Below are 26,304 nucleotides of genomic sequence, written 5' to 3' on the forward strand. Positions count from 1 at the left end.
GATGAGCGCCCGGGGAGACCCGGGCGCTTTTTTTTGGCCGCCCGCCCCCCCGCGCCGCATCACTCCTCCAGCCGCCAGTGAATACGCTGGTTAAAGCCGCTTATCACTGGCTGGCCCAGCGCTTCGCGCGCCGGTGTGTACCGCGCACGCGTCGTGATCATAACGCATGAAGCCTTGTCCAGCACATCATGACCGCTGCTTTCCCCCAGTCTGCAATCGAAAGGCTGGCCGGTCTCATCGACGGTGAAATGGATGATGGTCGCGCCTTCCCAGCCGTTACGCCGGGCGAGCAGAGGATAGTCGACGGCTGGCACGGCTCCCTGCAGCCTCGCCCGCGTTGCTGGCGCTTTCAGGGCATCTTTTGCCGGATCATAAGGCGGCGGAACCGCGACATGTGCATAGTCGTCCTCGATCGCTTCGGGCGCGCCGAGGACCACCGCTTCCGCCAAGGTGCCGAATGCCGCCTCGGCTCGCTCGAAATGCCCTGCATAATCAACGTCGATCTGCACGGCTTTCCCAGCCCATAGCAGCAAGGCCCCGAGCCCAGCCACACCGACGAGCGCCAACAGAAAATCCTGTGATTTGCGGTTCATACCCCCATCTCCGTTCCCGCATCATGCCCGAGCAGCCCGCCAAGGCGCAACCGCTCACCCTGACCATATCGATCGCCGCACCAGAAGCATTGGCCCCTGCCCCATCTTGCGCTAATCGCGCGGCATGACTGATCGATCGCCTCTCGCTCGCCCCTTCCCCGCCCTCCCGGATATTGCCGGCGTGACGCCGCGCGTCGCCCGCGCCCGATACAAGCAATGGGATCGCTGCGACCTCACTTATGTGGAACTGGGGGAAGGCACCGCTGTGGCCGGCGTCTTCACCCGGAACGTCTGCTGCTCGACCGAGGTCGAGCTTGGCCGCGAAAGCGCCGCGCAGGGCAAGGCGCGCGCATTGATCGTCAATGCCGGAAACAGCAACGCCTTCACCGGTTTTCGGGGGCGCGAAGCCGTGGACCAGATTCGCGATCAGGTCGCCGGGCACTTGGGTTGCGCCGCCAGCGACGTGTTTGTGAGCTCGACCGGGGTGATCGGCGTGCCGCTGCCCCGCGACAAGGCCCGCGCCGGCGTCGAGGCAGCACTGGCCGCTGCGCCCTGCACTTGGGAGCAGGCCGCCGAGACCATCGGCACCACGGACACCTTCGCTAAGGGCGCCACAACCAGCGCCGTCATCGGCGACAAGACCGTCCGCCTCTCCGGCATCATCAAGGGCTCAGGCATGATCGCGCCGGATATGGCGACGATGCTCGGCTATATCTTCACCGATGCTGCCATCGCGCCCGATTTGCTCCAGCAGATGCTAAGCGCCGCCAACCGGCGCAGCTTCTCGTGCATCACCGTGGATGGCGACACCTCCACCAGCGACACCGTGCTGCTCTTCGCGACCGGCAAGGCCGGCAATGCCCCGCTCACGAGCATGGACGATGCCGGCGCCGACGCGTTTCAGGCAGCGCTCAATGACATCTGCACCCAGCTCGCCCAGCTCGTGGTGCGTGATGGCGAAGGCGCGCAAAAGTTCATCGAGGTCGAGGTGACCGGTGCCGTCAGCGACGAGAGCGCCCGGCGCATCGGCCTCTCGATCGCCAACTCCCCGCTCGTGAAGACGGCAATCGCCGGAGAAGACGCCAATTGGGGCCGCGTCGTCATGGCGGTCGGCAAGGCCGGCGAGCCGGCGGATCGGGACAAGCTGGCCATCCGCTTCGCCGACAAATGGGTGGCGCAGGATGGGCTTGCCGTGGACAGTTATGACGAGGCCCCGGTGGCAGCGCATCTCAAGGGGCAGGATGTCCGCATCGGTGTCGACCTTGGGCTGGGCACAGGCCGCGCGACCGTGTGGACCTGCGATCTCACCCATGGCTACATCTCGATCAACGCCGATTACCGGAGCTAAGCCTCATGAACAGCCTCAGCAGCGCCGTGAGCGCGCTCCTGCGTGATGTCGCGCGCGATGTCGTCCTGCCGCGCTACCAGAACCTCGCCAATCATGAGGTGGAGGAAAAGACGGTCGGCGAGCTGGTGACCATTGCCGACCGCGAAGCCGAGTTGCGCCTCAATGAAGGGCTGAGCCGCATCCTGCCAGAGGCGGGCCTTGTCGGCGAGGAAGCCTGCGCGACCGACCCCGGCCTTACTGGCAAGCTCGAAACGGGTCTCAACTGGGTGATCGATCCCATTGATGGCACAGCGAATTTCGCTTCCGGAAAGCCGCCCTTTGCCATCATGGTCGCGCTGGCCGATGCCGGCGTGATCCAGGCGGGCTGGATCCTCGATCCGCTCACCGGGCGCCTGTGCGAGGCGTCGCTCGGACAGGGGGCGTGGATCGATGGCGAACGGGTCGAGGCCCGGACGAGCGGCGCGGATATCCCGGTTGCCGGACTGTCCGTGCTGTTCCTGAACCCCGCAGACCGGCAGGCGATGATCGACCGCGTCGAAGGCCAGTTCGCCATTGCCGACATTCCGCGCTGTGCCGGGGAGCAATATCCCCGCATCGTGCTGGGCGTGCATGATCTCGCGGCATTCGAGCGCACCTTGCCATGGGATCATGCCCCCGGCGCGCTCTTCGTCAACGAGGCGGGCGGTCGTGTCGCGCGCCCGGATGGCTCGCCCTATCGGCTGGCGGCAGATCCGGGGCGCGGCCTACTCGCGGCGGCGTCCCCTGCCCTGTGGGATCGTGCGGTGGCGGTTCTGTACGGTTAATCAATAACCGACATAACGGGCTGTTTTGTAACGATAACTGATAACAAAAAGGGCGCCATTTGGCGCCCTTTTCTTCGGCTCAATGCCAGTGGTGGCCGATTGCCTTAAAGCTCGCCTTCGATCCAGCCCTTGAGCGCGCTCTTGGGGGCGGCACCGACCTTGGTCGCGGCCGGCGCGCCATTCTTGAACAGGATCATCGTGGGGATACCGCGCACGCCATAGCGAGTCGGCGCGTCGGGATGATCATCGATATTGAGCTTGGCGATGGTCACCTTCTCGCCCAATTCCTCGCTGATTTCCTCCAGAGCGGGTCCGATCATTTTGCACGGGCCGCACCATTCCGCCCAGAAATCGACCAGAACGGGCTTGTCGGACGCAATCACGTCCTCATGGAAGCTGGCGTCGGAAATTGCCTTGGTAGCCATCGTCGAAACTCCTTCTGTCGAACGTCTATCTAGGTTGCCGAGGCGTCCGCCTCAAGGTCGGTGCTGCCCAACTTGTGCTCCTGTGCCAGCAAGCCGGGCTTGTGCGCAGCGAGCAAGGCCTGCGGCAGATCGATGAGGCGGGGGGCCGCCGTGTAAAGCAGGCTGACCCGTTGCGGACGGCCCGGGAAAATTTCGGCCAGCGCAGCGGCATAGGCCGCCATCTGACGGACATGGGTTACGGGCAAATTCACTGGATTGTCAGGGACATGCCGCCCAGTCTTGAAATCGACAATATGGACGAGATCATCCGTCACCAGCAGCCGGTCCACCGTTCCCGCGATCACCTGCCCGGCTACGACGGCCGCGATGGGCGCTTCTGCCAGCGCATCCGGGCCGAACAGCGCGGCATGGTCGGGGTCATCGAGTACGGCGCGGACATGCGCGAGCAGGTCGGTGCGCATCCCGGCATCGGCCACGCCGGCCCGCTGCAGCCAGCGCGAGGCGGCAGCAGAGCGCTCGGCGGCAGGCAGATCCGGCAGACGCTCGAACAGCGCGTGGAGCAGCCGGCCCCGCTCTGCGGCGGCACGCATGGCGGCATCCGGCGGCGGATTGGGCACGTCATCCTCGACCAGCGCGGAGGGAGACAACGGACGCGGCGGCCGTGCTTCCTGCGGCGCCGGCGCGCGCAGCCAGGCGGGCAGCGCGGGTTCTGCGGCGCTGGCATCTGCCTCGCGGGCCTTCTTCGGCTTGGCTGGCGCAAGACCCGCCGGGCCGGACCAGCGCAGGGATTTGCCCCAGTCGGGCACGTCCGCCTCGGCAGCCCCGAGCGTCCGCATCGCGAGATCGACAGCCTGATACCAGCTTTCCCTGGGCGGCTCACCCTTGGCGCGGCTACCGAGCGATCCGGTGACGATCAGCCGCTCTTCTGCGCGCGTGAGGCCGACATAGAGCAAGCGCCAATGTTCCTCCATGTCGAGCCGCTCGGCGGACTGCATGGCTTGTTCGATCGCCGGCGCGGCTTCGCCCTTGGCGGGGCGGATGAGCGGCAAGCGGGCGGCCTCGGTCACCGGCAGGCTCACGGCGTCGGCGCGGGGGCGCTGGCTGGGATCAAAGGCGGCATCGGCCAGAATGACGATGGGCGCCTCCAGCCCCTTGGCTCCATGCACGGTCATCACCCGCACCATGTCACCGCCCTCGCCCAGTTCGCGCTTGATGTCCGCGTCGCCACGGTCGAACCAGTCGATGAACCGCTGCAGCGAGGGATGATCGTCGGCCTCGAAGCCCAGAGCGACATTGAGCAGCTCGTCAATGGCATCGCGCGCTTCCTCGCCGAGCCGGGCGATCAGCTTGCGCCGACCGTCCATGGCGCCGGAGAGAATGGCCTCGAGATAGCGATAGGGCGTCGTGAAATCGGCCTGCCCCAGCAGCGTGCGCAGCGGGGCCTGAAGCTCCGCCGCCAACGTGGCCCGGACATGGCTCCACAGCGAGCCATCGCGCGGGACGGCGCGCGCCAGCAATTCATCCTGCGTCCAGCCGATCAGCGGCGAGACCAGCAGGTTGGCGAGATTGAGATCGTCTTCGGGCTGCACCGCAAAGCGCAGGGCCGCCAACAGATCGCGCACGGCGAGCGGGGCCTGAAGCCGCAGCCGGTCCACACCCGCCACCGGCACCCCCGCCTCATACAGCCGCGCGACGATCAGCCGGGAGAGCGCGCTGCGGCTACGGAGCAGGATCAGCACATCGCCGGCGCGCGCCGGGCGACCTTGCGTGGCCAGCGGCGTGCCGATCATGCCCTTGACCAGCCGCGCGATCTTCTCGGCATGGCGGCGCTGGTGATCGGCCAGCCAGTCTTCCTCTCCCTCGCCGGCAGTCTCGTCAGCCTCGCCGTCCTCATCGCTCTCGCTCGGCAGCAATGAGGTCGGCGGAAGCAGCAGCACCTCGCCGGGATGCTGGCGGGCGGCCTGATGGGGGGCGGACGGCGACTCCAGCCCCAGGCGATCATGCCCCACCGCGTCCAGCACCGCGTCGACGACATCGAGCACGGCCGGCATGGAGCGGAAGCTGCGGGCCAAAGGCAATTCGGCGAAGGGGTGGCCGACGCGCTCGGTTGCCTCGCGGAAGCGCTGCAGGGCGCTGGAAAAGGCCTCGGGACTGGTGCCCTGAAAGCCGAAGATCGCCTGCTTGGTATCGCCCACCACGAACAGGGTGCGCAGCCGCGCCTGCTCGTCGGGCTCAACCTCGAGGAACTCCTCGACGATGGACCAGACGATGTCCCACTGCGCGTCATTGGTGTCCTGCGCCTCGTCCACCAGGATATGGTCGACCTGCTGATCGAGCTTGTAGCGGATCCAGTCCGCCATGCCGGGCTGGATGAGCAGCGCGCTCGCGCGGCCGATCAGATCATCGAAATCGACAGCGCCAGCCTGTCGCTTGGCCTTGGCATAGGCCCGCGCATAAGCACGGCCCGCCGTCAGTCCCTGCGCCGCCGTGCGCGCGAAGGCGGCTTGCTTGCGCAGATCGAGCAGAGCCTTGATCGCCGCGCCGCACGCGCTGGCGAGATCGACATAATCCGGCTCGGCTTCCAGCAGGTTCTTGTTGGCGCGGTTCTTGACCTCGCCTTCCTTGGTGAGCAGCACGCCGAGCAGGTCCGCCAGTCCCTCGGCGCGCTGGACCTCGGAGCCGCTTAGCCAAGCCGCGATCATATCAGCGCACGCTAGGCCGGATTTGGCACCCCATGCACCATTGGCCCGCGCGACGGCCTGCAACGCGGCCACCGGAAACACGCCCTCGGCGCAGCGATCCGCCAGATGCGCATCGATGTCGCCATCCGGCAGGTCGAGGAAGGCAAGGAGGAAGCCCGCCAGATCTTCCGGCAACATCTCCAGCAGTTGCGCCGCGGGCACGCAGCGCGCGAGATAGGCCTGCGTGCCTTCCTCGCCCAGCCGCAGGGCCAGCATCTCCAGCGCCGCCAGCACCGGATCGTCCTGCGCCTGCCCGGCCTCCTCGATCATCGCGATCAACGCACGCCGGGCCAGCTCGCCCTGCCCGCGCTCGTCGAGCGGGCGGAACCCGGGGACCAGTCCGGCCTCCAGCGGGAAGGCAGCCAGCAGCGCCTGACAGAAGCTGTGGATGGTCTGGATGCGCAGCCCGCCGCCGGTCGCATCCAGCACGCGCGCGAACAGCAGGCGGGCGCGGGCGATCGCCTCCGGCCCCGGATCCTCGCCGAGCGCCACGAGATCGCGCGCGACGTCCACGGACTGCCCCTGCACCCAGCGGGCAAGCCGGCTGTGGACGCGCTCGGCCATTTCCGCCGCGCCCGCCTTGGTGAAGGTCAGGCACAAGATGCGCTCGGGCGCGACACCGCTCAGCAGCAGCCGCAGCACGCGGGCCGACAGCACGGCGGTCTTGCCGGTGCCGGCAGAGGCGCGCACCCAACGGTGGGCAGCGGGGTCCGAGGCGCTGGCCTGCTCGTGCGTCAGCCGGTTGAGTTCACCTGCCTCAGCCATGGCTCACCTCCGGCTGCGGCTCAGCCCGCCGATCCCGCGCGAACCACTCATCCAGCCGCATGAGTTGGTCATAGTCGGTGAACACGGGTGCATCGCTGTGCGGGCGTGCGGCGAACGGCTCGTCGCCTGTCAGCCAGCGCGCCACGGCATCATCGAAGAAGCCGGCGACCATTGCGAGGAAATCTGCCGTCATGATCCGCTTGTAGCTGCCCTTGGGGTCGGTCAACGGACGCTTGAACCCGAAATTGCCATCCGTGCCCTTGCCGAGCTTCCAATATTCAAAGGCGCTCACATCCGATCCGGCAGCCAGCTCCGCTTCCTTGGCGAACCCGCCTGCCTGCGCGATCAGGCCGAGCAAACCGAGCTGGAGCGAGAAGCCGGCCTTCACCTGCTTGACCGAGGCGGTCGCGCCGCTCTTGTAATCGACAATGGCCAGCGTGCCGTCCGCAAACCTGTCGATCCGGTCGGGCTTGCCGCGCAGGGTCACGCCTGCCCGCTCGATGCGGCCCCATTTCTCGCCGAACAGCACCTCGCGCCCCTGCCCGGCCTGATCGCGCACGGCGTTCGCCACCCAGTCGAGCGCGGCCAGCAAACGCGGCTGCCAGAGCGTCTTGAGCAGGGGATGGGCTTGCGCCTGCGCGATCATCTCTTGCGCCAGAGCGGAGAGCCGCGCGGGATGGTGCCCGCCTTCTTCCATCCATCGCTGGAGGACATCATGCGCGCGGGTCCCGCGCCAGGCCGGGCCGGGGTCGGCATCCACGACGTCCAGCGGCGCCAGACGCAGAATGCGAGCCGCGTAGAAGGCATAGGGATCGGCCCGCAGGCGATCGACATCGGTGACGGCGATCTCGCGCGGGCGCAGGTCGGCGCGTGGGCGAGGCGCCGGTGCGCGATAGGCCGGCGCAGGAGCATCGGGCCGGTCGATGGCCCGCGCGAGCGCGATCAGCCTGTCATCCTCCACCCAGCGCGCGCCGGTCATGGCCTTGAGCCGCAGCCAGAAGCGCGAGGCGACGGTTGGCGCAGAGGCATCCCGCCGGGCACGGGAGAGGATCACCTGCGGCGCGCCTAGCCCATTGGCGAAATCATGCGCGGAGAGGCCGATGCGATAATCCAGCCCTGGTAGGCCAAGCGCGCGGCGGATGCGCGGGGCGAGCCATGGGTCAGGCGATGGCAGGCCGGGCCAGACGCCTTCGTTGAGGCCGGCAAGGATCATCAGGTCGGCCTGTTGCAGCCGCGCTTCCAGCAAGCCCAGAATTTGCAGGCGCGGGTGACCGCCCTGCGGCGGGCGCACGGCCTGCCCGCCGAGGATCTGCGCGAGCATCCCCACGAAGCCGGCGCCATCCGCGCGCGCCGGCCCTTGCGGTGCTGCGGCTTCCGCATCGCCCAGGCATTGCGCGGCGGCATGACCCTGATGACCGGCCCAGACGCGCTCCTCCGTCAGGGCCGAGGCTGCCTCGCGAACGGCGGCGAACAAGGCGGGCAGGCTCTGCTCACCGGCAAAGGCGACCTCCAGAGGCGCCAGCAGTGCCACGACCTGCGCCCACCAGGGACGCAGCGATTCCCTCATCGCCTGCTGCCGGCCGCCCTTCTCCGCGAGCAAGGCGGTGACACCGGCCAATCCCGCCGCCGGCCGGGGGCCGCGCAGCACCAGATCGAGGCGGCGCACCGATTCCAGCCACGCCAGCCGCTCGTCGCCGGCCATCACCAGCGGATGCTTGAGCAGGGCGAGCAGCGGCACCGGCGCGAACTGTTCCGCCCCGGCCTGCACCAGCGCCAGCAGCAGCGTGCCGGGCGGAAGCTGGGAGAGCGGGCGGCCGGCGCTGTCATCCGCCTCGATCCCCCAGCGGCGCAGATGTGCGGACACGCGCGTCGCGAGCGCACGATCCGGCGTCACGAGCGCGGCCGTGCGCCCTTCCGTCTCCACCGCCTCGCGCAGGGCGATGGCGATGGCCTGCGCCTCCTCCGCCGGGTTCGCCGCCTCGATGGCGCGGACATCCTTGAGCGAACGTTGCGCGGTCGGCACATCCGGCCAGCCGCCGGTCAGCAAAGCCGGGAGCAGCGCGTTGCTGATCGCCTTGCCGCGCGCGGCGCGGGCATCATGCTCGCTGCCCCAGCGCCAGAGCGCCACCTCGGCCCGGTGGGCATCCATCCGCTCCAGCAGCAGCTTGAGCGCGAATTGCGGGTGCGATTCATTGGCGGGGGGCGGTAGATCGCGCCCCGGCTCGGGCCGCGCGACGGGGCCGATCGCATCCCATTGCTCATCCGAGAGATTCTGGTCGAGATCGGGCAGCACCACCGCACCACGCGGCAGGCCGGCGACCGTCTTGAGCAGTCCCGCCACGGCTGGCGCATTGGTGACGACACCCGCGGCAACCACGAAGCGCTCCGGCGGCATCTCGCGCCAGCGGGCCGCAACATGATCGAGCAGGCGATTGCGCCGCTCGGCCATGTCGATCAGCCCGCGCGCGGCCAGTTCCTGCTGCCACTGGGCCGCCAATGCATCGAAATCGCTGAACGCGGCTTGCCAGTGGTGCGAGAGGTCATCGGGCTGCAGCGCCTTGAGATCGGCCAGCGCCTTGCGCTCGACGGTGAGCTGATCGAAAGCGGCCGCCAGCGCCGTCGCCAGCCGCCAGCCCTCGCCCGTTTCCAGCCGCTCGCCGCGACGCGCGCGCTGATCGATCACCAGCCGGGTCAGGATCATCAGCCGCTCGGCCGGCGCGATGGCTTGCGGAATATCCGCTTCCGCCCCGATCGGGCTGAGCGCGCTGCTCAGCGCTTCGTCCAAATCGATATCGCCGATGGGCACCAGCCTCGGCAGCAGCAGCCCGTTGCCGGACGCGCGCACGAACGCATCGCGCACCGCCCGCACCGCACGATTGTTCGGCAGCAATATGATCCCGCGCGCCAGCGCCAGCCCGCCATCACGCCCACCATGCTGGGCGAGCAGCCCGGCGGCGAGCGCATCCGAAAATGCCCGGTGAGCGGGGATGGTAAAGAGGGCCGGCGCGCGGCGCTCAGCCATCGGCCAATCCTGCCTCGACCAGCGGAATCGCCTGCGGGGTGCCGACATCGAACCATTGGCCGCCATGGCTGAGGCCAAAGGCGCGGCCCTGTTCGATCGCACGGTCCCAGAAAATATTGGTCGAGAAGACCTCGCCTGGCGGATCGCGCACCAGCCGCGGCGAGAGGATTTGCACCCCGGTAAAGACGAAGGGCGCCACGCGACCGGGCTTGCGGCGGCTCAGGCGGCCATTGGCCTCCATGTGGAAATCGCCAAGGCCACGATGACCGGTGGCGCGGGCATGCGGGACGAGCAGCAGCAGCGCATCCATCGCATCGTCATCCCAGCGGTCCGCCAGCGCGCGGATGGAATCGAACGGCCCGTTCACCCACAGATTGTCGCTGTTGGCGCAGAGAAACGGCTTGTTGCCGAGCAGCGGCAGCGCTTTGACGAGGCCGCCGCCGGTTTCCAGCAGCCGGGCGCGCTCATCGGAGACCGGATAGCTCGCACCCGTCCGGCGGGCGCGCGAATCCAGATGCGCCTCGATGGGCGCGGCGAGATAATGGACGTTCACCACAGTGCTACGGATGCCGGCATCCTCGATGCGGTCCAGCGCGTGATCCATGAGCGGCTGGCCGGCCACGCGGATCAGCGGCTTGGGCCGTGTGGCCGTGAGCGGACGCATCCGCTTGCCGAGGCCAGCGGCCATCAGCATCGCCGTCTCAAGCGTCGTGCTCATTCCGCGGATTGCCCCACGTTCAGTCCACCGCGCGCCGAGGCAGGCACATTCTGCGCGAACCAGTCAGCCACCGGCGCGAGCGCGGGATGGGCGAGATCGCGCTCCAGCAGCCCCCACATGCGCGGCAGGAAATCGAGATAGCGCGGCTTTCCGTCGCGCTTCCACAGGCGCGTGAAAATGCCGATGATCTTGGCATTGCGCTGGGCGCCCAACACCGCATAAGCCGCCTCGAAATCGGGCGAAGCTTTCGCGCGCGCCTGATAATGCGCCAGCATTACCTGCTCGACGGCCGGGCTCACATCGCGCCGGGCATCCTGCAGGAGCGAGACGAGATCATAGGCCGGGTGGCCGGCCAGCGCGTCCTGAAAGTCCAGCAGCCCAAGCCCGTGCGAGCGCGCATGGTCCGGCAGCAGCATGATGTTCTCAGCATGATAATCGCGCAGCACGGTCACCACCGGCGCTGTATCCTGCTCGGCAATCGGCAGCACCTTGTCCCATGCGGCGGTATAGCCCGCCGCGTCGACCGCAAGCCCTGCCGCCGGAGCGAACCACTCGGGGAGCAGCGCTGCCTCGCGCTGGTAGACGGCGCGGTCATAAGGCGCGAGGCCACTCTGGGCCGGCTGCTCATGAAGATCGACGAGAAGGTCGACTGCCCGCGTGTAGATTGCCATTTCCTCGGCCGGCGCGGCATCCAGATGCTCGCGCACCCGCGCATCGCCGAAATCCTCGAGCAGAACGAGGCCCTGCGTCAGATCCCGCGCCAATATGGCGGGCGCCGCGAATCCGCTTTCGCACAGCCACTCGTCCACGCTGATGAACGGGCGCGGATCTTCATGCGGCGGCGGGGCGTCCATCAAAATGGCGCGACGATCACCCTCGACCACGCGAAAATAGCGCCGGAACGAAGCGTCACCGGCAAGCGGCAGGATCTCGGCCCCTCCCCATCCGGCTTGATCGAGAAACGGGCGCGCGCTTGGCGGCGGGATCATGTGACTGGCCATCGGCTCTCCCAAACGCGCGGCACCCGCGCTGTCAAGCGGCGCGTGCCGTCCGCCAAAATGTCGATCTGCAGGGCAAGGGCAATGGCATTGTAGCGCCCCGCCAGCCGGTCGGGCCATTCGATCGCCAGCGCGCCATCTTCGAGCCATTCGTCCAGCCCGAGTTCGCTGAGATCGCCCGTGTCCTCGATGCGATAGAGATCGACATGGCCCACAGGCAGACGCGTCTCGGGCGGCTCATAGCCCTGCAGGATGGCGAAGGTCGGGCTCGGCACATCGCCTTCATGCCCAAGGCCCCTGAGCAGGCCGCGGGCGAGCGTCGTCTTGCCGGCGCCCAGCCCGCCGGTGAGCGTGATCACATCGCCGGGCCGCAACTTTGCGCCCAAAGCTGCCCCGAAATCGGCGAGCGCGTCTGCTGAGGAGAAGAAAAGGGCATGATCGGACACGCCATCATTCTCCACGCGGAAGAGTGAGGGTAACGCTGGTCCCCTGCCCCGGCTCGGAGACGAGGTCGACGCTGCCGCCATGCGCTTCCACGAACTGGCGCACCAAGGGCAATCCGAGCCCCTGATTGGCACCATCGCCATGGCGCCCGAACCGCACGAAAACGTCGAACAGATGCGCCTGTGTCTTGGCGTCGATACCCGGGCCGTCATCGGACACGATGATCCGCACCACGTCCGGCGCGGGCTGCACATGCACAAGCACCCGCCCGCCCCGGCTCACGAAACTCACTCCATTATCCACCACATGGGCGAGAGCCTGCCGCAGTCGCCGCTCATCGCCTGACACGGTGCCCGGCTCCTGCTCGAACGACATGTCCACCGTCACGTCGCGCGAATCTGCCTTGTCGCTCAAGCCCTCGACCACCTGCCGCACCATCGCGGCCACATCGATGTCGCGCCTCTCGATGGGCAGGCCGCCCGCTGCGCCCTGCGTCAGGTCCAGCACATTATCGATCAGCCGCGTCAGCCGCGTCGTCGCCGTCATGATGGCATTCACATAATCACGCGACTGGGCGCTCAATTCGCCCGCATAGCCGGCTTCCATCATCTCGGCGAAGCCAACGATGGAGGTGAGCGGCGTGCGCAACTCGTAGCTCATGTTGGAGACGAACGCGGTCTTCACCCGGTCGGCATCCTCCAGCGCCTCGTTACGATCCCGCAGGGCCTGTTCGATGTGGCGGCTATCGGTGGTGTCGAGCATGGTGAACAGCGCGTTGCCGTCCGGCAGCGGGATGGCCGCAAACTCGAAGAAGCGCCCGTCGGCGAAGGCGATGCGCCCACCCCGCTGGCGGCGCTCCATCGTCGCCGCGCGGATGAGTTGGTGGACAAGGCCTGCCTGTTCGGGGCGCGCGAGGCGATCCGCCAGCGCCGACATGAGTTCATCGACGCGCGGATGCGCCGCCATGGTTGTGTCGGGCACCGACCAGATCTTAGTGAAGCGGCTGTTCCACAGATGCAGACGACCGTCGGAGGCGAACACGGCAATCGCCTCGAACAGATTGTCGAGCGTGGCCGTGCGCACCCGCAGCAGGGTATCGCGCGCCGAGGCCAACTGGACATGCTCGGTACGGTCCTCGAAGATGACCAGCAGGCCGCCATCGGGCAGCGGCTGGGCGTAGACGCGCAGATGCACGCCATCGCGCAGGCGCCACTGCTCCTCATGCGCGGAGGGCGAGAGGAACCAGTTGCGGCGCTCCTGCCGCCACGCGCGGAAATCCGGTGTGTCGGGCACCTGCCCGCTGTCCCGCATGGCATCCAGCACGCGGTCAAAATGGGTATCGAACGCCGCTGTCTCCGGCGTCAGGCCGAACAGGCTGAGGAAGGGCTGATTGCAGAACTGCAGCAGTTGATTGGCACCGAACTGGACGACGCCGGCCGACAGCCTGTCCAGCATGTCCCGGTTGGCCTGCGAGAGGTGGCGCAGTTCGGCCCGCACCTCCTCCAGCTCCTGCATGTCGATCGCGTAACCTGCAACGCCCGAGGGGCCGAGCGGGACATCGACGACCTTCATCAACCGGCGCTTGCCATCGATGGTGACCGGCAGCATCCGGGCGGTTGGGGCCTTGCGCGCGGCGGCATTGGCAGCGGATGCGCGCGGGGAAATGCCGTCGACCGCTTCGACAAGCTCAATGCCCTGCTCGATGACATCCTGCGCGGACTTTCCGTCCACCGCCTTCACATAGGCGCTGTTGACCAAACTGATCTGATGATCGGCGCCGCGATGCCAGACCGGCATGGGCGCCGCCTCGATCACACCCGATAGCGCATCGAGGGCCTGGCGATACTGCCCGACCTGCCCGCGCAGCTCCTGGATCTGCGCGAAGCTGTCAGTCGTGTCGAAGACCCAAAGCACCACCGTGCCGGCCTTGCCGAGCCGCGTGCCCACCGGACCGCCACGCACGAGCAGCATCCGGTCCGACCCGTTGACCCGCACCGGTAGCGTAAAGGGTCGGCCGCCCTGCTGCGCTGCTGCGATCTCCGCCGCGAGCGCGCGGGCATGATCCGGCTCCAGGCCGCCATCTGCATCCAGTAGCGCATCAAGGTCGGTGGGCGCCGTCTCACGGCCGAGCCATGCGGCCAGCCTGTCCGGCGCATCCAGCTTGCCATCGGGGCGAATGAGCAGGGGGACGGCGGGAGCAGAGTTGAGCAGATCGACCAGTTGCGCGGCGTGCGTGCGCGCCAGCGCCGCCTTGCGCCGCATCGAGAGGCCGGTGAACAGCGCCCAGACCGCCAGCACCAGCCACACGGCCAGCACGGCACCCACGATCAGCGGAAAGAATGGGACATTGGCAATCACGGGAGTGGATTACGGGCCAATCCACCCTGAGACAAGGTCGGCTTGCGCCTTCTTTGGCGTGGGCCGGATAAGAAAAGGAACCGGCGCCCTCAGAGCGCCGGGCCGTCCTTCGTCACCGTCCAGGTCTGGCCCTGGCTCACCAGCTTCTGCAGGTCCGGCGTCTTGCCCTTGGCCAGCAGGGCATTCTGCTCCACCACGGCCTGCTCGAAGCTCGCCTTGGGGGCATCGTAGAGCACGCCCAGCGCCATCGGGAACAGGCCGAAGGGCATTTCCACCAGCATGTGCGCAACGGCGCGGTTGGTGACGTCATGGACGATCACGCCGGCTGCCTGCCAATCACCATCGACCACATCCACGACCTTGAGCGTCAGCGCCTCGCGGTCGAGCGCGATGCCTTTAGCGCCCTTATCGAAGAGCAGCGGCTTGCCATGCTCTACCCAGAGCTGGCCGACATCGGCATTCTTCTTCTCGGTGAAGTCGGCGAACACATCCTTGTTGTAGACGATGCAGTTCTGGAAAATTTCCACGAACGCCGCACCCTTGTGCTCATAGGCGGCCTTGAGCACGTCCGGCAGCTGCTTGGACACGTCATAGGCCCGCGCAATGAAGCGGGCACCAGAGCCGAGCGCGAAGGCGCAGGGCCGGGCCGGATGGTCCACCGAACCGAATGGCGTCGACGGGCTCTTGGTTCCCTCCCGGCTGGTCGGCGAGTACTGCCCCTTGGTGAGGCCGTAGATCTCGTTGTTGAACAGCAGGATCTGGCAATCGAGGTTGCGACGCAGGATATGCATCGTGTGGTTGCCGCCGATGGAGAGGCCGTCGCCGTCGCCAGTAACGATCCACACGTCCAGCTCCGGATTGGCCAGCTTCACGCCAGTCGCCACCGCCGGCGCGCGGCCGTGGATGGTGTGGAAGCCGTAGCTCTCGACATAATAAGGAAAGCGCGATGAGCAGCCGATGCCCGAAACGAACACGGTGTTCTTCGGGTCCGCGCCCAATTGCGGCAGCGTGCGCTGCACGGCCTTGAGGATGGCATAGTCACCGCAGCCGGGGCACCAGCGCACCTCCTGATCGGTCTCCCAGTCCTTGAGGCTGGTCTCGACGCGCGGCTTGGTCAATGTGGTCATGTCGTTCATGCGAGCATCCCCTCGATGGCCGCCTCGATTTCCGCGATGCGGAAGGGCTGACCCGAGATCTTGTTGAGCGGGCGGGCATCCAGCAGATACTGGTCGCGCAGCACGGTCTTGAGCTGACCGGTGTTCATCTCCGGCACGAGAATCTTCTCATAGCCGGCGAGCAGCTCACCCAGATTTTCCGGCAGCGGCCAGATATGGCGGATGTGGATGTGCGAGACATCCAGCCCCTTGCGCCGGGCGCGCCGGACCGCCTGATGGATCGGGCCGTAGGTCGAGCCCCAGCCGACGACGACGAGCTTGCCGCTCTCCTCGCCCAGCGACACATCTTGCCGCACGCCCTTGGCGATGCCCAGCACCTTGTCGCGGCGCAGTTCGGTCATCGCCTGGTGATTGGCCGGCGCATAATTGATGTGGCCGGTGTTCACTTCCTTCTCGATGCCGCCGATGCGGTGCATGAGATCGGGCGTGCCCGGCTTGATCCACGGCCGCGCAAGCTTCTCATTGCGGGCATAAGGCTTGAGGCCGCCTTCCGGCACCGCATCCTGAAACTTCACCGGGAACGGCGTGTAGCCGCTCATATCCGGCACCTTCCACGGCTCGGCGGCATTGGCGATATAGCCGTCGGTCAGCAGCATCACCGGCGTCATATATTCGATGGCGATCCGGCAGGCCTCGATGGCGCAATCGAACGCATCGGCGGGCGAGCGCGCGGCAATGACCGGCATCGGCGCGTCGCCATTGCGGCCGTAGACGGCCTGATAGAGGTCGGATTGCTCGGTCTTGGTCGGCAGGCCCGTGGACGGACCGCCACGCTGTGAGTTCACGATCACCAGCGGCAGCTCGGTCATGATCGCAAGGCCCATCGCCTCGCCCTTGAGCGCGATGCCGGGGCCGGACGAGCTGGTGACGCCCAGCGAACCGGCATAGCTCGCGCCAATCGCGCTGGCGATCGCGGCAATCTCGTCCTCGGCCTGGAACGTCGTCACGCCATATTCCTTGAGGCGCGAGAGATGATGCAGGATCGAGCTGGCCGGCGTGATGGGATAGCCGCCGAAGAACATCGGCAGGCTGGCCAACTGTGCGCCCGCGACGAGACCGAGCGAGATCGCTTCGGCGCCCGTCACCGTGCGATACAGGCCCTCGGGGGCCGGCGCCGGCGCGACATGGAGTTGCTTGAGCGGCGCGGCCAGCTCGGCGGTCTCGCCATAGGCATGGCCGGCATTGAGCGCGGCGATGTTGGCATCAGCGATTTCCGGCGCCTTGGCGAACTTGGCCTTCAGCCAGTCGATGATCGGCTGGCGGCTGCGGTCGAACATCCACAACGCCAGACCGAGCGTCCACATATTCTTGGAGCGCAGCGCTTCCTTGTTGCCAAGGCCGAAGGGCTTCACGCTTTCCAGCGTCAGCGCGGAAATATCGAACGCCAGCACCTGCCAGCGCGCCAGCGAGCCATCCTCCAGCGGATTGCTCTCATATTTCGCCTTGGCGAGATTGCGCTCGTTGAACTCGCCGGTGTCGGCGATGATGAGTCCTCCGGGCTTCAAATCAACGACGTTGGTCTTGAGCGCAGCCGGGTTCATCGCGATCAGGATATCGGGCGCATCGCCCGCCGTCGTGATCTCGGACGAGCCGAAATTGATCTGGAACGCCGAAACGCCGAACAACGTGCCCTGCGGCGCGCGGATTTCCGCCGGAAAATCGGGGAAGGTCGCAAGGTCATTGCCTGCCAGCGCGGTAGACAGGGTGAACTGCCCGCCGGTGAGCTGCATGCCATCGCCACTGTCTCCGGCAAAACGGACGACAACGGCTTCGGGCGCAGCCTCTTCGCTGCTGTGAATTATGGTCGATGTGGGTGCGGCAGATGCCATGCTCAGACTCTAGTAATGCAGTGGTTGCATCGCCCCTAGTCCGTCGAGCCCAGCCGAGCAAAGTAGAAAAGCTGCGCGCGACAGAGCATTGCCTTTTTCTCTCCGGCTTGCCATCGCGGCCGTGAACATATTTTAACGGATGAAATCGCGACCTCGTCATGACCAAGATCGACCCCGCCTCTCTCCCCTATCGCCCCTGCGTCGGCATCATGCTGGCCAACCGTCAGGGCGAGGTGTTCGTAGGTCAGCGACTCGATTCCAAGGAAGGCGACGCCTGGCAGATGCCGCAGGGCGGCATCGACAAGGGCGAGACGGCAGAGCAGGCACTGCTGCGCGAACTGGGCGAGGAAACCGGCATTGCGGCCGATCTCGTCGACATCATCGCCCGCTCGACCGAAGAGCATCTTTACGATCTGCCCGAAGAGCTGATGGGCCGGCTGTGGGGCGGCAAATATCGCGGCCAGACGCAACGCTGGTTCCTGCTACGCTTCAAGGGCGAGGACAGCGATATCGACATTGCCACCGAGCATCAGGAGTTCATGGCGTGGCAGTGGGTCACGTCCGACCGGCTGGTGGATCTGATCGTGCCGTTCAAGCGCCCGGTCTATCGCGCCGTCGTGCAGGAATTTGCGCACCTGCTCTAAAAATCGGGGCCGGCAGGCACGCCGGCACCGTCCCATCCTGAAACAACTGCAGCACGCGCCCGCCGCCTGCGATTGCGCATGGTTAACGCGATCCTTACCTTTGCATCTCGCCCTTCGGACTCGCGATGCACAGGACCAGAGATGCGCAAGATCGCCCGCCTCTTCACCATTCGCACCAAGTTCGAGGCCTATCTCGCGATCTTCGGCGTCGCGATGGGCGCGACCGCGCGGGGGGCCCATTATCTTGAGATCTATCCCGGCTTTCCGGGCTATCTGCTCTACGCCAGCTGCTGCGGCGCGGTGATGATCGTGGGCGGCCTGATGATCGATGGGGTGACCCTCAAGCAGACCTACTGCCACTGACGCCAAGGCGCACCCAGTTCGGCCATGTCTTGCGCTCGATTGTTGAACCGTGAATAGGTTTGCGATCCGCCTCCCATGGATCAGGAAAGACCTGCGATGACCTCAGCAAGCCAGACCCGCGCCCTCCTCGCGCGATATTATGACGCCTTCAATGTCGGCGATGCCGAGACCATGCTGGCCTGCCTCGCCGACGATGTGGTGCATGATATCAATCAGGGCGAACGGGAATCCGGCAAGGACGCCTTCCGCGCCTTTCTGGGCCGGATGGACCGCGCCTATCGCGAGCGCCTCGCCGACATCGCGCTGATGGTGAATGAGGACGGCAGTCGCGCCGCGGCGGAATTCATCGTCCATGGCGAATATCTCGTCGGCGAGGCCGGCCTGCCTCCCGCGCATGGCCAAAGCTATGTGCTGCCGGCCGCGGCCTTCTTCGAGGTGCGGGACGAGCTGATCCGCCGTGTCACGGTGTACTACAATCTTGCCGACTGGATCGCGCAGGTCAGCCGGGAAGACGCGCCAGCGTGAGCAACCTGACCGTCGAGACGCTGCGGGACCGCGAGGCGCGCCATGCCGCCATCGACGATCTCGCCCGCCTGCGCATCACCGTCTTTCGTGAATGGCCCTATCTCTATGACGGCTCGGTCGATTACGAGCAGCGCTATCTGAGCGCGTTTCTCGACGGCGCCGATGCGGCGTTGGTCATCGCACGGGATGGCAGCGCCATCATCGGCGCAGCCACCGCCTCGCCCATGAGCGGGCAGGACGAACCGCTGCAGGCGCCATTCCGCGCGCAGGGCATCGAGGTGGATCGGCTCTTCTACTTCGGCGAGTCCGTGCTGCTCGATGCCTATCGTGGCCACGGCCTTGGCCACGCCTTTTTCGATGCGCGCGAAGCCGCCGCACGCGAGGCCGGCGCGACGGCGACCTGCTTTTGCGGCGTCATTCGCCCTGCCGATCATCCGCTCCGCCCCGCTGAGGCCCGCGACCTTGGCCCATTCTGGCGCAAGCGGGGCTATCAGCTGCTGGAGCGCATCATGGCGGAATATCGCTGGAAGGACATCGACCAGACGGACGAGACCAGCCACCCGATGCAGTTCTGGTCCCGCGACCTGTAACCCTAGAACAGCTTGCGGAAGCTCAACCGGACGGTGCGGCCCAGAGGATCGATGAAGGCAGGCTGATAGGCGAAGGGCACTGCGCCATTGCCATCCGTGACGCGCTGGCGCGCATCGAAGACGTTATCGACCCCAAGCTGGAGCCGCGCGCCGCGCAGGAACGAGGCTTTCTCGATCAGGCCGGGCATCTGATTGAAGTTCACGAACGCCCGCACGTCCACCTTGGCCAGCGCACCGAAGCGCAGCTGGCTGGCCGGCAGCCCTGCCGTGCCATTAACGCGCGAGGGGCTGCGCCAGCTGCCGGTCAGCCGCAGACCATAGCCGCTCTGCGAAACGCCGGTGCGCAGCTCGATCAGATGCCGCGACGGCCCGCTGGTGTCGCCCAGCGTATCGCCATCTAGCAGATCGAGCACGGGCAGGCTCGGGGCCAATTGCGTGGTGTTGGTCAGCGCCCACTCGTGATGGATGGAGAAGTCGACGCGTCCGCCGCCGCCACCGCCTGCACCGCCCCGTCCACCGGGACCACCGGGACCAAAGCCGCCCGGCCGGGGGCCGGGTGCATCGCCCGGAGGGGGTCCATCCGCGCCGGGTGGCGTCTGGGCTCCGGCCTGTCCGCCCCTGCCCGGCCGATCCGCACCGCCCGTTTCCCCGCGCGCGGCCCGCTCGGCCTGCCGCCGCTGGAACGCAGCCCGCATGGCATCGATCTGGCTCTGCGGGGTGGCAAGGCGTTTGCTGAAGCTGAAACCCCAGCGGAGCACTTCCCGCGTCTGCTCGGCGATGTTGATCGGGCGCAGGTCTACCTGCGTGAGGCGGCCGCTTTCATCGCGCAGGAACCGCTCCGGGAAAGCGCCGATGGTGTCCGCCGTCACGCCCGGAAAGGCCGACACGCCACCCTCGGTCGCGCGGTGATTGTAGGATATGTCGAACCGCAGGCGCGGCTCGCGCAGAACCGAGATGTCCGCCCCGAGCCGGAACGTCTTCACCCGCGCCTTGTCGAGATCGGGATTGCCGCCGGTGATTGTTGTCACCAGCACGGATTCGCCGCGCGCGAAATCGAAGATCGGTACGAAGGGCGTAAAGGTCTGCGCGTCGCCGATCTGAGCCACCGTCGCGGCGGAGTCTTCATCGCTGTAACCGGCCGAGAGGGACAGGAAGCCAAGCGGCGACCAGTTGAGACCCAGCCCGAAGTTCCGCAACGTGCCGGCATCCGAATAATGATCGAGCCCGAGCGTAGCGTTGGCGGACATGCGCCCGATGCCCGAGGAGGCGGGCACGAGGGGGATGTCCACGGTGAGCGACCCGGTCGCGCTGTCCCGCCCAAGGTCGCGAACCGAAGGGACCAGATCGCGCTCGCGCATATTCTCGATCCGCGTGAGCGCGCCGCCCAGCTTCATCGTGGCCATGACCTCACCGGCCGGCAGCCTGAACAGCGGCCGGTTATGGATGAAGGTGATGTCCGCCGTATCCGAGGTGCTGCGTGTGAGGTCCGCAGCGCGCGCGTTGAGAAAGGCGGCATCGATCGGCAGGCTAGGGTCGGCCGCCGGATCGCCGGCCGCCAGCGCGTCGGCATAATCTGACAGATCGAACGGGCGGCCGGTGATGACGCGGCTCTCGGCGCGCGCATAATTGGCGGTCAGCGTCCATTGCCCCGTGCTGCGCTCGGCATTGACGGTGAGGCCGACCGTGCCCGTCTGGCTCTTGGAGGCGCGCCCCAGAGCGCTGGCGCCCGCCAGTTGCGGGTAGAAGAGCAGATCGTCGGCGCCCCGCGCATAAGGCGTTCCGGCGGGAATCGTCACGCCCGGCAGGGTAAGGCCAACGAGGCTGTCCCGCCGATTGGTTACCAGCTCGCCGCTCAACGTCGCCTTGGTGCGTTCGCCCAAAGGGCGGCTATAGCTGGCATTGAGCGTCAGCGTCTCCTGCGCGGCCTGCAGACTGCGCGCCGGGCTCTCTGCACGGTCCAGCCCGCGATCGCTCTCCAGAATCGGATCGACGCTCTCATGCTCGGCGCTGATGTTCACCCGCTGGCTGTTGCGGATCAGGAAGAGCCCGCCCTGCAGCTCCAGCGAAGCGCCATCGCCAGCGGTCGGCACCCGGCCATCGACCTCGGCCGTGACCGCGCGGAAGCGCTGGCGCAGGACGATGTTCATTACCTTCTGGTCGGCGCCGTAACCATAGCGAAGCCCAACCTCTTCCGGCAGGATGTCGATCCGCGCGATGGCCTCGGCCGGGAGGCGGGCGATCTCGCGGAAGCCGGAAATGCGGTGCCCTTCGAGCAATGTCACCGGCGGCTTTCCGCTCGCGCTCTGCAGCTCAGGACCGAGTTCGGTCAGCAGGTCGCTGATCGTGCTGACGCCCAGGGCCCGGATGTCCGCTGGGCGCAGCTGCAACTCAGGGGTGGCATTGCCGATGACCGCGCCCCGCTCGCGCTGACCGCTGACCACGATCTCCTCGATATCCGTCCCCACGCCCTCATCGAGATGGGTATCCGCTTCCTGCGCCTGGCCCATTGCTGGGATCAGGGGAAAGGAAGAGGTCGCCAGGAACAGAGCGGCGGCAGTGCGTCGTTTGGCTGGCATAGAAACCTTCAGAACGAGGGAGAGCCGAGGCTCGACCGGATGGGGATGGCAAACAGCGAAACGGGTTCATTTCTGGCCTGTCCGCCAAGACCGCATTGCAAAATGCCGCCGCCGCCTTCAATCCTGCAATTTGTACTAAAATGTCACCCCGTCCGTGGCGGGGATGGCACACATAAGAGGAGAGGCGCGCAATGACTTTGCCGATCGAAGACAGGCTCGGCCTGCAGGATCTTATCGCCAATTATAGCTGGGCGCTGGATACCGGCGATGTCGATGGGCTGGTCGCCTGCTTCACCCCCGATGCGCGCATGGTGGAGGAGGTCTTCGAGGATCCAGACATCTGGGAAGGCCATGAGGGCATTCGCGGCATTGCCGAGCATTATCGCAATGCGCCGGGCTTTCCGGGCCGGCAGCATCATGTCACCCAGACGCAGTTCATGCCGCAGCCGGACGGATCGGTGAAGATGCGCTCCTTCGCCTTCGTGACCGAATGCGAGGGCGAGCCGCCCTATCTGCTGCGCTTTGCCGGCTGGTATGACGACCATGCCGTGAAGGGCGCGGACGGGGGCTGGCTGTTCCATCGCCGCACCGTGCGCCTTTGGGATGGCGAAGTGCTGAAGAACTTCCCCGGCAAGGGCGAATGGGTGCCCCGCAAGCGCCCGGAATCGCTGATCATCAAGCGGTAAGCCCGCCCGTCACCCCGCCTTCGCGCCGACCAGGTCCAGCACCCGGTCGGCATAGTCGGGGCGGCAGATCAGCAAATCGGGCATGTAGACATCGGCCTGATTGTAGCGCAGCGGCGTGCCGTCGATGCGCGAGCAATGCAAACCATGAGCCAGCGCGACGGCGACGGGTGCGCAACTGTCCCACTCATATTGGCCGCCGCTGTGCAGGTAGATATCCGCCGCGCCGCGCACGACCGCCATCGCCTTGGCGCCGGCCGAGCCCATCGGGACCAGTTCGGCACCCAGCGCCTGCGCGACCGACAGCGCCTCGGGCGCCGGGCGAGTGCGGCTGACGACCATGCGGGGCGTCGCAGGTGCCGGCGGCACGGCAATCGGCCGGTCCGAGCGCATCACCAGCCCCATGTCCGGCAGGGCGACGGCGCCAAGGGTGGCCACGCCATCCACGGCGAGCGCGACATGGACCGCCCAGTCCGCTCGCGCCTCGCCATATTCGCGCGTGCCATCGACCGGATCGACGATCCAGACGCGGGACTTGGCGAGCCGATCCTTTGTGTCGCGGCTCTCTTCGGAGAGCAGGCCGTCGTCGGGTCTCTCGCGTCCGAGCGCCTCGCACAGATAGGCATTGGCGAGGGCATCGCCCTCATTGCCCAGCGCCTTTCCGTCGAAGCGCGCTTCATCCCGCAAGGCGAGCAGCCGCCGGCCCGCTTCCTCCGCGAGGTGCGCGGCCAGCTCTGCGTCCGTCACAGATCCGGGCTCCACACGCCCACGATACGCTCCACGATGAGGTCCGCCGCCTGCTCGGGCGTGAGGGCTTGGGTATCGATGCGGATTTCCGGCTTCTCGGGCGCCTCATAGGGGCTGTCGATCCCGGTGAAGTTCTTGAGCTCCCCGGCGCGGGCCTTCTTGTAGAGGCCCTTGACGTCCCGGCGCTCCGCCTCGGCCAGCGGGGTGTCGACGAACACCTCGATGAACTCGCCCGCCGGCAACATCGCGCGGACCATGTCCCGCTCGGCACGGAAGGGTGAGATGAAGGCGGTGATCACGATCAGCCCGGCATCTGCCATCAGCTTGGTCACCTCGCCGACGCGGCGGATATTCTCGATCCGGTCGGCCTCGGTAAAGCCCAGATCCTTGTTCAGGCCATGGCGGACATTGTCGCCGTCGAGCAGGAAGCTGTGGCGGCCCAGCGCGAACAGCTTCTTCTCGACGATGTTGGCGATGGTCGACTTGCCGGAGCCGGACAGGCCGGTGAACCAAAGCACTGCAGGCTGCTGGCCCTTCTGCGCCGCATGAGCTTCACGGCTGACATCCATCGCCTGCCAGTGAACATTCTGCGCCCGCCGCAGCGAGAAGTTCAGCATGCCGGCCGCAACGGTGGAATTGGTGATCTTGTCGATGAGGATGAAGCCGCCCAGCGTGCGGTTCTCGGCATAAGGCTCGAACACGATGGCCTTGTCGGTCGTCAGCTCGGCGACGCCGATGGCATTCAGCTCCAGCGTCTTGGCTGCGAGATGCTCCATGGTGTTGACGTTGACGACATATTTGGGCGGCTGGACCGTCGCGGAGACAGTCTGCGTGCCGATCTTGAGCCAATAGGCCCGGCCGGGAATCAGGGCATCGTCGGACATCCACACGACGGTGGATTCGAACTGATCGGCCGCCTGCGGCGGGTTTTCGGCGGACGCGATCACATCGCCACGCGAGCAGTCGACCTCATCGGCAAGGCAGAGCGTGACCGACTGGCCGGCAACGGCTTCGTCCAGATCGCTATCCAGCGTCACGATGCGCGTGACCGTGCTGGTCTTGCCCGAGGGGAGCACGCGGATGGCATCACCCGGCTTGATCGCGCCGCTGGCGACCAGGCCCGAGAAACCGCGGAAATCCAGGTTCGGCCGATTGACCCATTGCACCGGCATGCGGAACGGACGGGCCTGATCGGCGCTGTTATCAACCTCGACCGTTTCCAGATAATCGACCAGCGTCGGCCCCTGATACCAGGGCGTGTTGGCCGAGAGGGTCGTGATGTTGTCGCCCTTGAAGCCGGAGATCGGCATGGGCACGAACTGCTCGATGCCGATTTCCTTGGCGAAAGCACCATAATCCGCGACGATCTTGTCGAACAGGGCGCGGTCGTAACCGACCAGATCCATTTTGTTCACGGCAAGCACGATGTGGCGGATGCCGACAAGCTGCGCGAGATAGCTATGCCGCCGCGTCTGGGTCAGCACGCCCTTGCGCGCGTCGATGAGGATCACGGCGAGGTCGGCCGTGGAAGCACCCGTCACCATGTTGCGGGTATATTGCTCATGGCCCGGCGTGTCGGCGACGATGAACTTGCGCTTTTCCGTCGTGAAGAAGCGGTAGGCGACATCGATGGTGATGCCCTGCTCGCGCTCGGCGGCGAGACCATCCACCAGCAGCGCGAAGTCGATCTCCTGCCCCTGCGTGCCGACGCGCTTGCTGTCGGCCTCCAGCGCGGCAAGCTGATCCTCGAAGATCATCTTGCTGTCGTAGAGCAGCCGCCCGATCAGGGTCGACTTGCCGTCGTCCACGCTGCCACAGGTGATGAAGCGCAGTAGCGACTTGTGCTGATGCTGCTCCAGATAGGCATCGATATCCTGCGCGATGAGGGCATCGGTCTGGTAGACCGGCGTCTCGAGGGTGGCGTCGGCCATCAGAAATAGCCCTCCTGCTTCTTCTTCTCCATGCTGGCGGCACCACCATCCTTGTCGATGATGCGCCCCTGCCGCTCGCTGGTGGTGGTGAGCAGCATTTCCTGAATAACCTCGGACAGCGTGCTCGCCTCGCTTTCGACCGCGCCGGTGAGCGGATAGCAGCCCAGCGTGCGAAAGCGGATCGAACGCATCACCGGCTCCTCGCCGGGGCGCAGCGGGAAGCGCTCGTCATCGACCATCAGCAGCATCCCGTCGCGCTCCACCGTCGGGCGCGGCTGCGCGAAGTAGAGCGGCACGATGGGGATGCGATTGAGCTGGATATATTGCCAGATGTCCAGCTCAGTCCAGTTGCTGATCGGGAAGACACGGATGCTCTCGCCCTTGGCCTTCTTCGCATTGTAGAGGTTCCACAGCTCGGGCCGCTGGTTCTTGGGGTCCCAGCCATGGCTTGCGGTGCGGAAGGAGAAGATGCGCTCCTTGGCGCGGCTCTTCTCCTCATCGCGGCGCGCGCCGCCGAAGGCGACGTCGAAGCCGTAGAGATTGAGCGCCTGCTTGAGACCCTCGGTCTTCCACATGTCCGTGTGGAGCGGGCCATGATCGAACGGGTTGATGCCCCGCTCCTTGGCCTCGGGATTCTGGTAGACGAGCAGTTCCATCCCGCTTTCTTCCGCCATGCGGTTGCGCAGCTCGTACATCGCCTTGAACTTCCATGTCGTATCGACATGGAGCAGCGGAAAGGGCGGCGGTGAGGGATAGAAGGCCTTGCGCGCCAGATGCAGCATCACCGCGCTGTCCTTGCCCACCGAGTAGAGCATCACCGGCTTTTCCGCCTCGGCCGCCACCTCACGCATGATGTGGATGCTCTCGGCTTCGAGGCGTTCGAGATGCGTGAGCGTACGGGTCATGGAAAGTCCTGGACTGGATGGGCCGGTGGCATGTCGATTAATCGTGGCCGATTAATCTGGCCACGCTGCTAGCCCAGCACCAGAGGCGGTGCAGCAAGCTTTTCCTACGATCCGCCACAGT

At 66.5% G+C, this 26,304-nt stretch carries 21 protein-coding genes; 7 read left to right on the plus strand and 14 right to left on the minus strand.

From position 1 onward, the window contains the following. Positions 1-59: 59 nt before the first annotated feature. Positions 60-566: an energy transducer TonB gene (locus M2334_RS09375; RefSeq protein WP_264605281.1), complete on the minus strand. Its 507-nt coding sequence runs from the start codon at positions 564-566 to the stop codon at positions 60-62. Positions 567-717: 151 nt separating this feature from the next. Here M2334_RS09375 and argJ point away from each other — a divergent pair, with 151 nt between their 5' ends. Beyond that, positions 718-1,941, plus strand: a complete 1,224-nt coding sequence (gene argJ / locus M2334_RS09380; RefSeq protein WP_264605282.1) for a bifunctional glutamate N-acetyltransferase/amino-acid acetyltransferase ArgJ — start codon at positions 718-720, stop codon at positions 1,939-1,941. 5 nt (positions 1,942-1,946) lie between these two features. Further along, the gene (locus M2334_RS09385; protein ID WP_264584936.1) at positions 1,947-2,744 is read left to right on the plus strand and encodes an inositol monophosphatase family protein; all 798 of its coding nucleotides are present in this window, start codon (positions 1,947-1,949) and stop codon (positions 2,742-2,744) included. Between the two features lie 104 nt (positions 2,745-2,848). On the opposite strand, the gene trxA is transcribed toward M2334_RS09385, so the two are convergent. The 9 genes from trxA to M2334_RS09430 all read right to left on the minus strand — a co-directional run bounded on the left by trxA (position 2,849) and on the right by M2334_RS09430 (position 17,219). Next, a complete protein-coding gene (trxA, locus tag M2334_RS09390) occupies positions 2,849-3,169 on the minus strand; it encodes a thioredoxin (RefSeq protein ID WP_181559514.1) in 321 nt (106 codons plus the stop codon). 29 nt (positions 3,170-3,198) lie between these two features. Then, positions 3,199-6,675, minus strand: coding sequence for a double-strand break repair helicase AddA (addA, locus tag M2334_RS09395; RefSeq protein ID WP_264605283.1), 3,477 nt, complete (start codon positions 6,673-6,675; stop codon positions 3,199-3,201). After that, positions 6,668-9,697 (minus strand): double-strand break repair protein AddB, encoded by a 3,030-nt coding sequence (gene addB / locus M2334_RS09400; RefSeq protein WP_264605284.1) that lies wholly within the window; start codon positions 9,695-9,697, stop codon positions 6,668-6,670. Before addB ends, addA begins: the two co-directional genes overlap by 8 nt. After that, on the minus strand, positions 9,690-10,415 hold the full coding sequence (locus M2334_RS09405) for a nucleotidyltransferase family protein (protein WP_264605285.1): 726 nt from the start codon (positions 10,413-10,415) through the stop codon (positions 9,690-9,692). Before M2334_RS09405 ends, addB begins: the two co-directional genes overlap by 8 nt. After that, positions 10,412-11,404, minus strand: coding sequence for an aminoglycoside phosphotransferase family protein (locus M2334_RS09410; protein ID WP_264606067.1), 993 nt, complete (start codon positions 11,402-11,404; stop codon positions 10,412-10,414). The genes M2334_RS09405 and M2334_RS09410 overlap by 4 nt, the downstream gene beginning before the upstream one ends. Continuing rightward, entirely contained in the window at positions 11,401-11,859 is a 459-nt protein-coding gene (gene tsaE, locus M2334_RS09415; RefSeq protein ID WP_264605286.1) for a tRNA (adenosine(37)-N6)-threonylcarbamoyltransferase complex ATPase subunit type 1 TsaE, read from the minus strand. The genes M2334_RS09410 and tsaE overlap by 4 nt, the downstream gene beginning before the upstream one ends. Positions 11,860-11,863: 4 nt before the next feature. Further along, positions 11,864-14,212, minus strand: a complete 2,349-nt coding sequence (locus tag M2334_RS09420) for a PAS-domain containing protein (RefSeq protein ID WP_413716140.1) — start codon at positions 14,210-14,212, stop codon at positions 11,864-11,866. A gap of 92 nt (positions 14,213-14,304) precedes the next feature. Beyond that, on the minus strand, positions 14,305-15,351 hold the full coding sequence (locus tag M2334_RS09425; protein ID WP_264570157.1) for a 2-oxoacid:ferredoxin oxidoreductase subunit beta: 1,047 nt from the start codon (positions 15,349-15,351) through the stop codon (positions 14,305-14,307). Continuing rightward, positions 15,348-17,219, minus strand: a complete 1,872-nt coding sequence (locus M2334_RS09430) for a 2-oxoacid:acceptor oxidoreductase subunit alpha (protein WP_264594596.1) — start codon at positions 17,217-17,219, stop codon at positions 15,348-15,350. The genes M2334_RS09425 and M2334_RS09430 overlap by 4 nt, the downstream gene beginning before the upstream one ends. 158 nt (positions 17,220-17,377) lie before the next feature. Here M2334_RS09430 and M2334_RS09435 point away from each other — a divergent pair, with 158 nt between their 5' ends. The 4 genes from M2334_RS09435 to M2334_RS09450 all read left to right on the plus strand — a co-directional run bounded on the left by M2334_RS09435 (position 17,378) and on the right by M2334_RS09450 (position 19,341). Beyond that, positions 17,378-17,863, plus strand: a complete 486-nt coding sequence (locus M2334_RS09435) for an RNA pyrophosphohydrolase (protein WP_181559507.1) — start codon at positions 17,378-17,380, stop codon at positions 17,861-17,863. Between the two features lie 141 nt (positions 17,864-18,004). Continuing rightward, positions 18,005-18,226, plus strand: a complete 222-nt coding sequence (locus M2334_RS09440; protein ID WP_264570155.1) for a hypothetical protein — start codon at positions 18,005-18,007, stop codon at positions 18,224-18,226. A 96-nt stretch (positions 18,227-18,322) separates the two neighbouring features. Further along, positions 18,323-18,751, plus strand: a complete 429-nt coding sequence (locus M2334_RS09445) for a ketosteroid isomerase-related protein (protein ID WP_264594597.1) — start codon at positions 18,323-18,325, stop codon at positions 18,749-18,751. Continuing rightward, positions 18,748-19,341, plus strand: a complete 594-nt coding sequence (locus M2334_RS09450; protein ID WP_264594598.1) for a GNAT family N-acetyltransferase — start codon at positions 18,748-18,750, stop codon at positions 19,339-19,341. The genes M2334_RS09445 and M2334_RS09450 overlap by 4 nt, the downstream gene beginning before the upstream one ends. A 2-nt stretch (positions 19,342-19,343) precedes the next feature. Here the strand turns inward: M2334_RS09450 and M2334_RS09455 are convergent, their stop codons facing one another. Further along, positions 19,344-21,917 carry a TonB-dependent receptor gene (locus M2334_RS09455; protein ID WP_264605287.1) on the minus strand — a complete coding sequence of 858 codons (2,574 nt, stop codon included), beginning with the start codon at positions 21,915-21,917 and terminating at the stop codon, positions 19,344-19,346. 191 nt (positions 21,918-22,108) lie between these two features. Between M2334_RS09455 and M2334_RS09460 the strand changes: the two genes are divergently transcribed. Continuing rightward, on the plus strand, positions 22,109-22,603 hold the full coding sequence (locus M2334_RS09460; RefSeq protein WP_181559502.1) for a nuclear transport factor 2 family protein: 495 nt from the start codon (positions 22,109-22,111) through the stop codon (positions 22,601-22,603). 9 nt (positions 22,604-22,612) lie between these two features. Here the strand turns inward: M2334_RS09460 and M2334_RS09465 are convergent, their stop codons facing one another. From M2334_RS09465 to cysD, 3 genes are read right to left on the minus strand one after another with little or no spacing between them, the layout of a single operon-like run. Then, positions 22,613-23,347: a 3'(2'),5'-bisphosphate nucleotidase CysQ gene (locus M2334_RS09465; RefSeq protein WP_264594601.1), complete on the minus strand. Its 735-nt coding sequence runs from the start codon at positions 23,345-23,347 to the stop codon at positions 22,613-22,615. Further along, positions 23,344-25,278, minus strand: coding sequence for a sulfate adenylyltransferase subunit CysN (cysN, locus tag M2334_RS09470; RefSeq protein WP_264594602.1), 1,935 nt, complete (start codon positions 25,276-25,278; stop codon positions 23,344-23,346). The genes M2334_RS09465 and cysN overlap by 4 nt, the downstream gene beginning before the upstream one ends. Beyond that, on the minus strand, positions 25,278-26,183 hold the full coding sequence (gene cysD, locus M2334_RS09475; protein ID WP_264570150.1) for a sulfate adenylyltransferase subunit CysD: 906 nt from the start codon (positions 26,181-26,183) through the stop codon (positions 25,278-25,280). Before cysD ends, cysN begins: the two co-directional genes overlap by 1 nt. Between the last annotated feature and the right edge of the window lie 121 nt (positions 26,184-26,304).

The sequence above is a fragment of the Sphingobium sp. B11D3D genome (assembly GCF_025961755.1).
Taxonomy (GTDB): domain Bacteria; phylum Pseudomonadota; class Alphaproteobacteria; order Sphingomonadales; family Sphingomonadaceae; genus Sphingobium.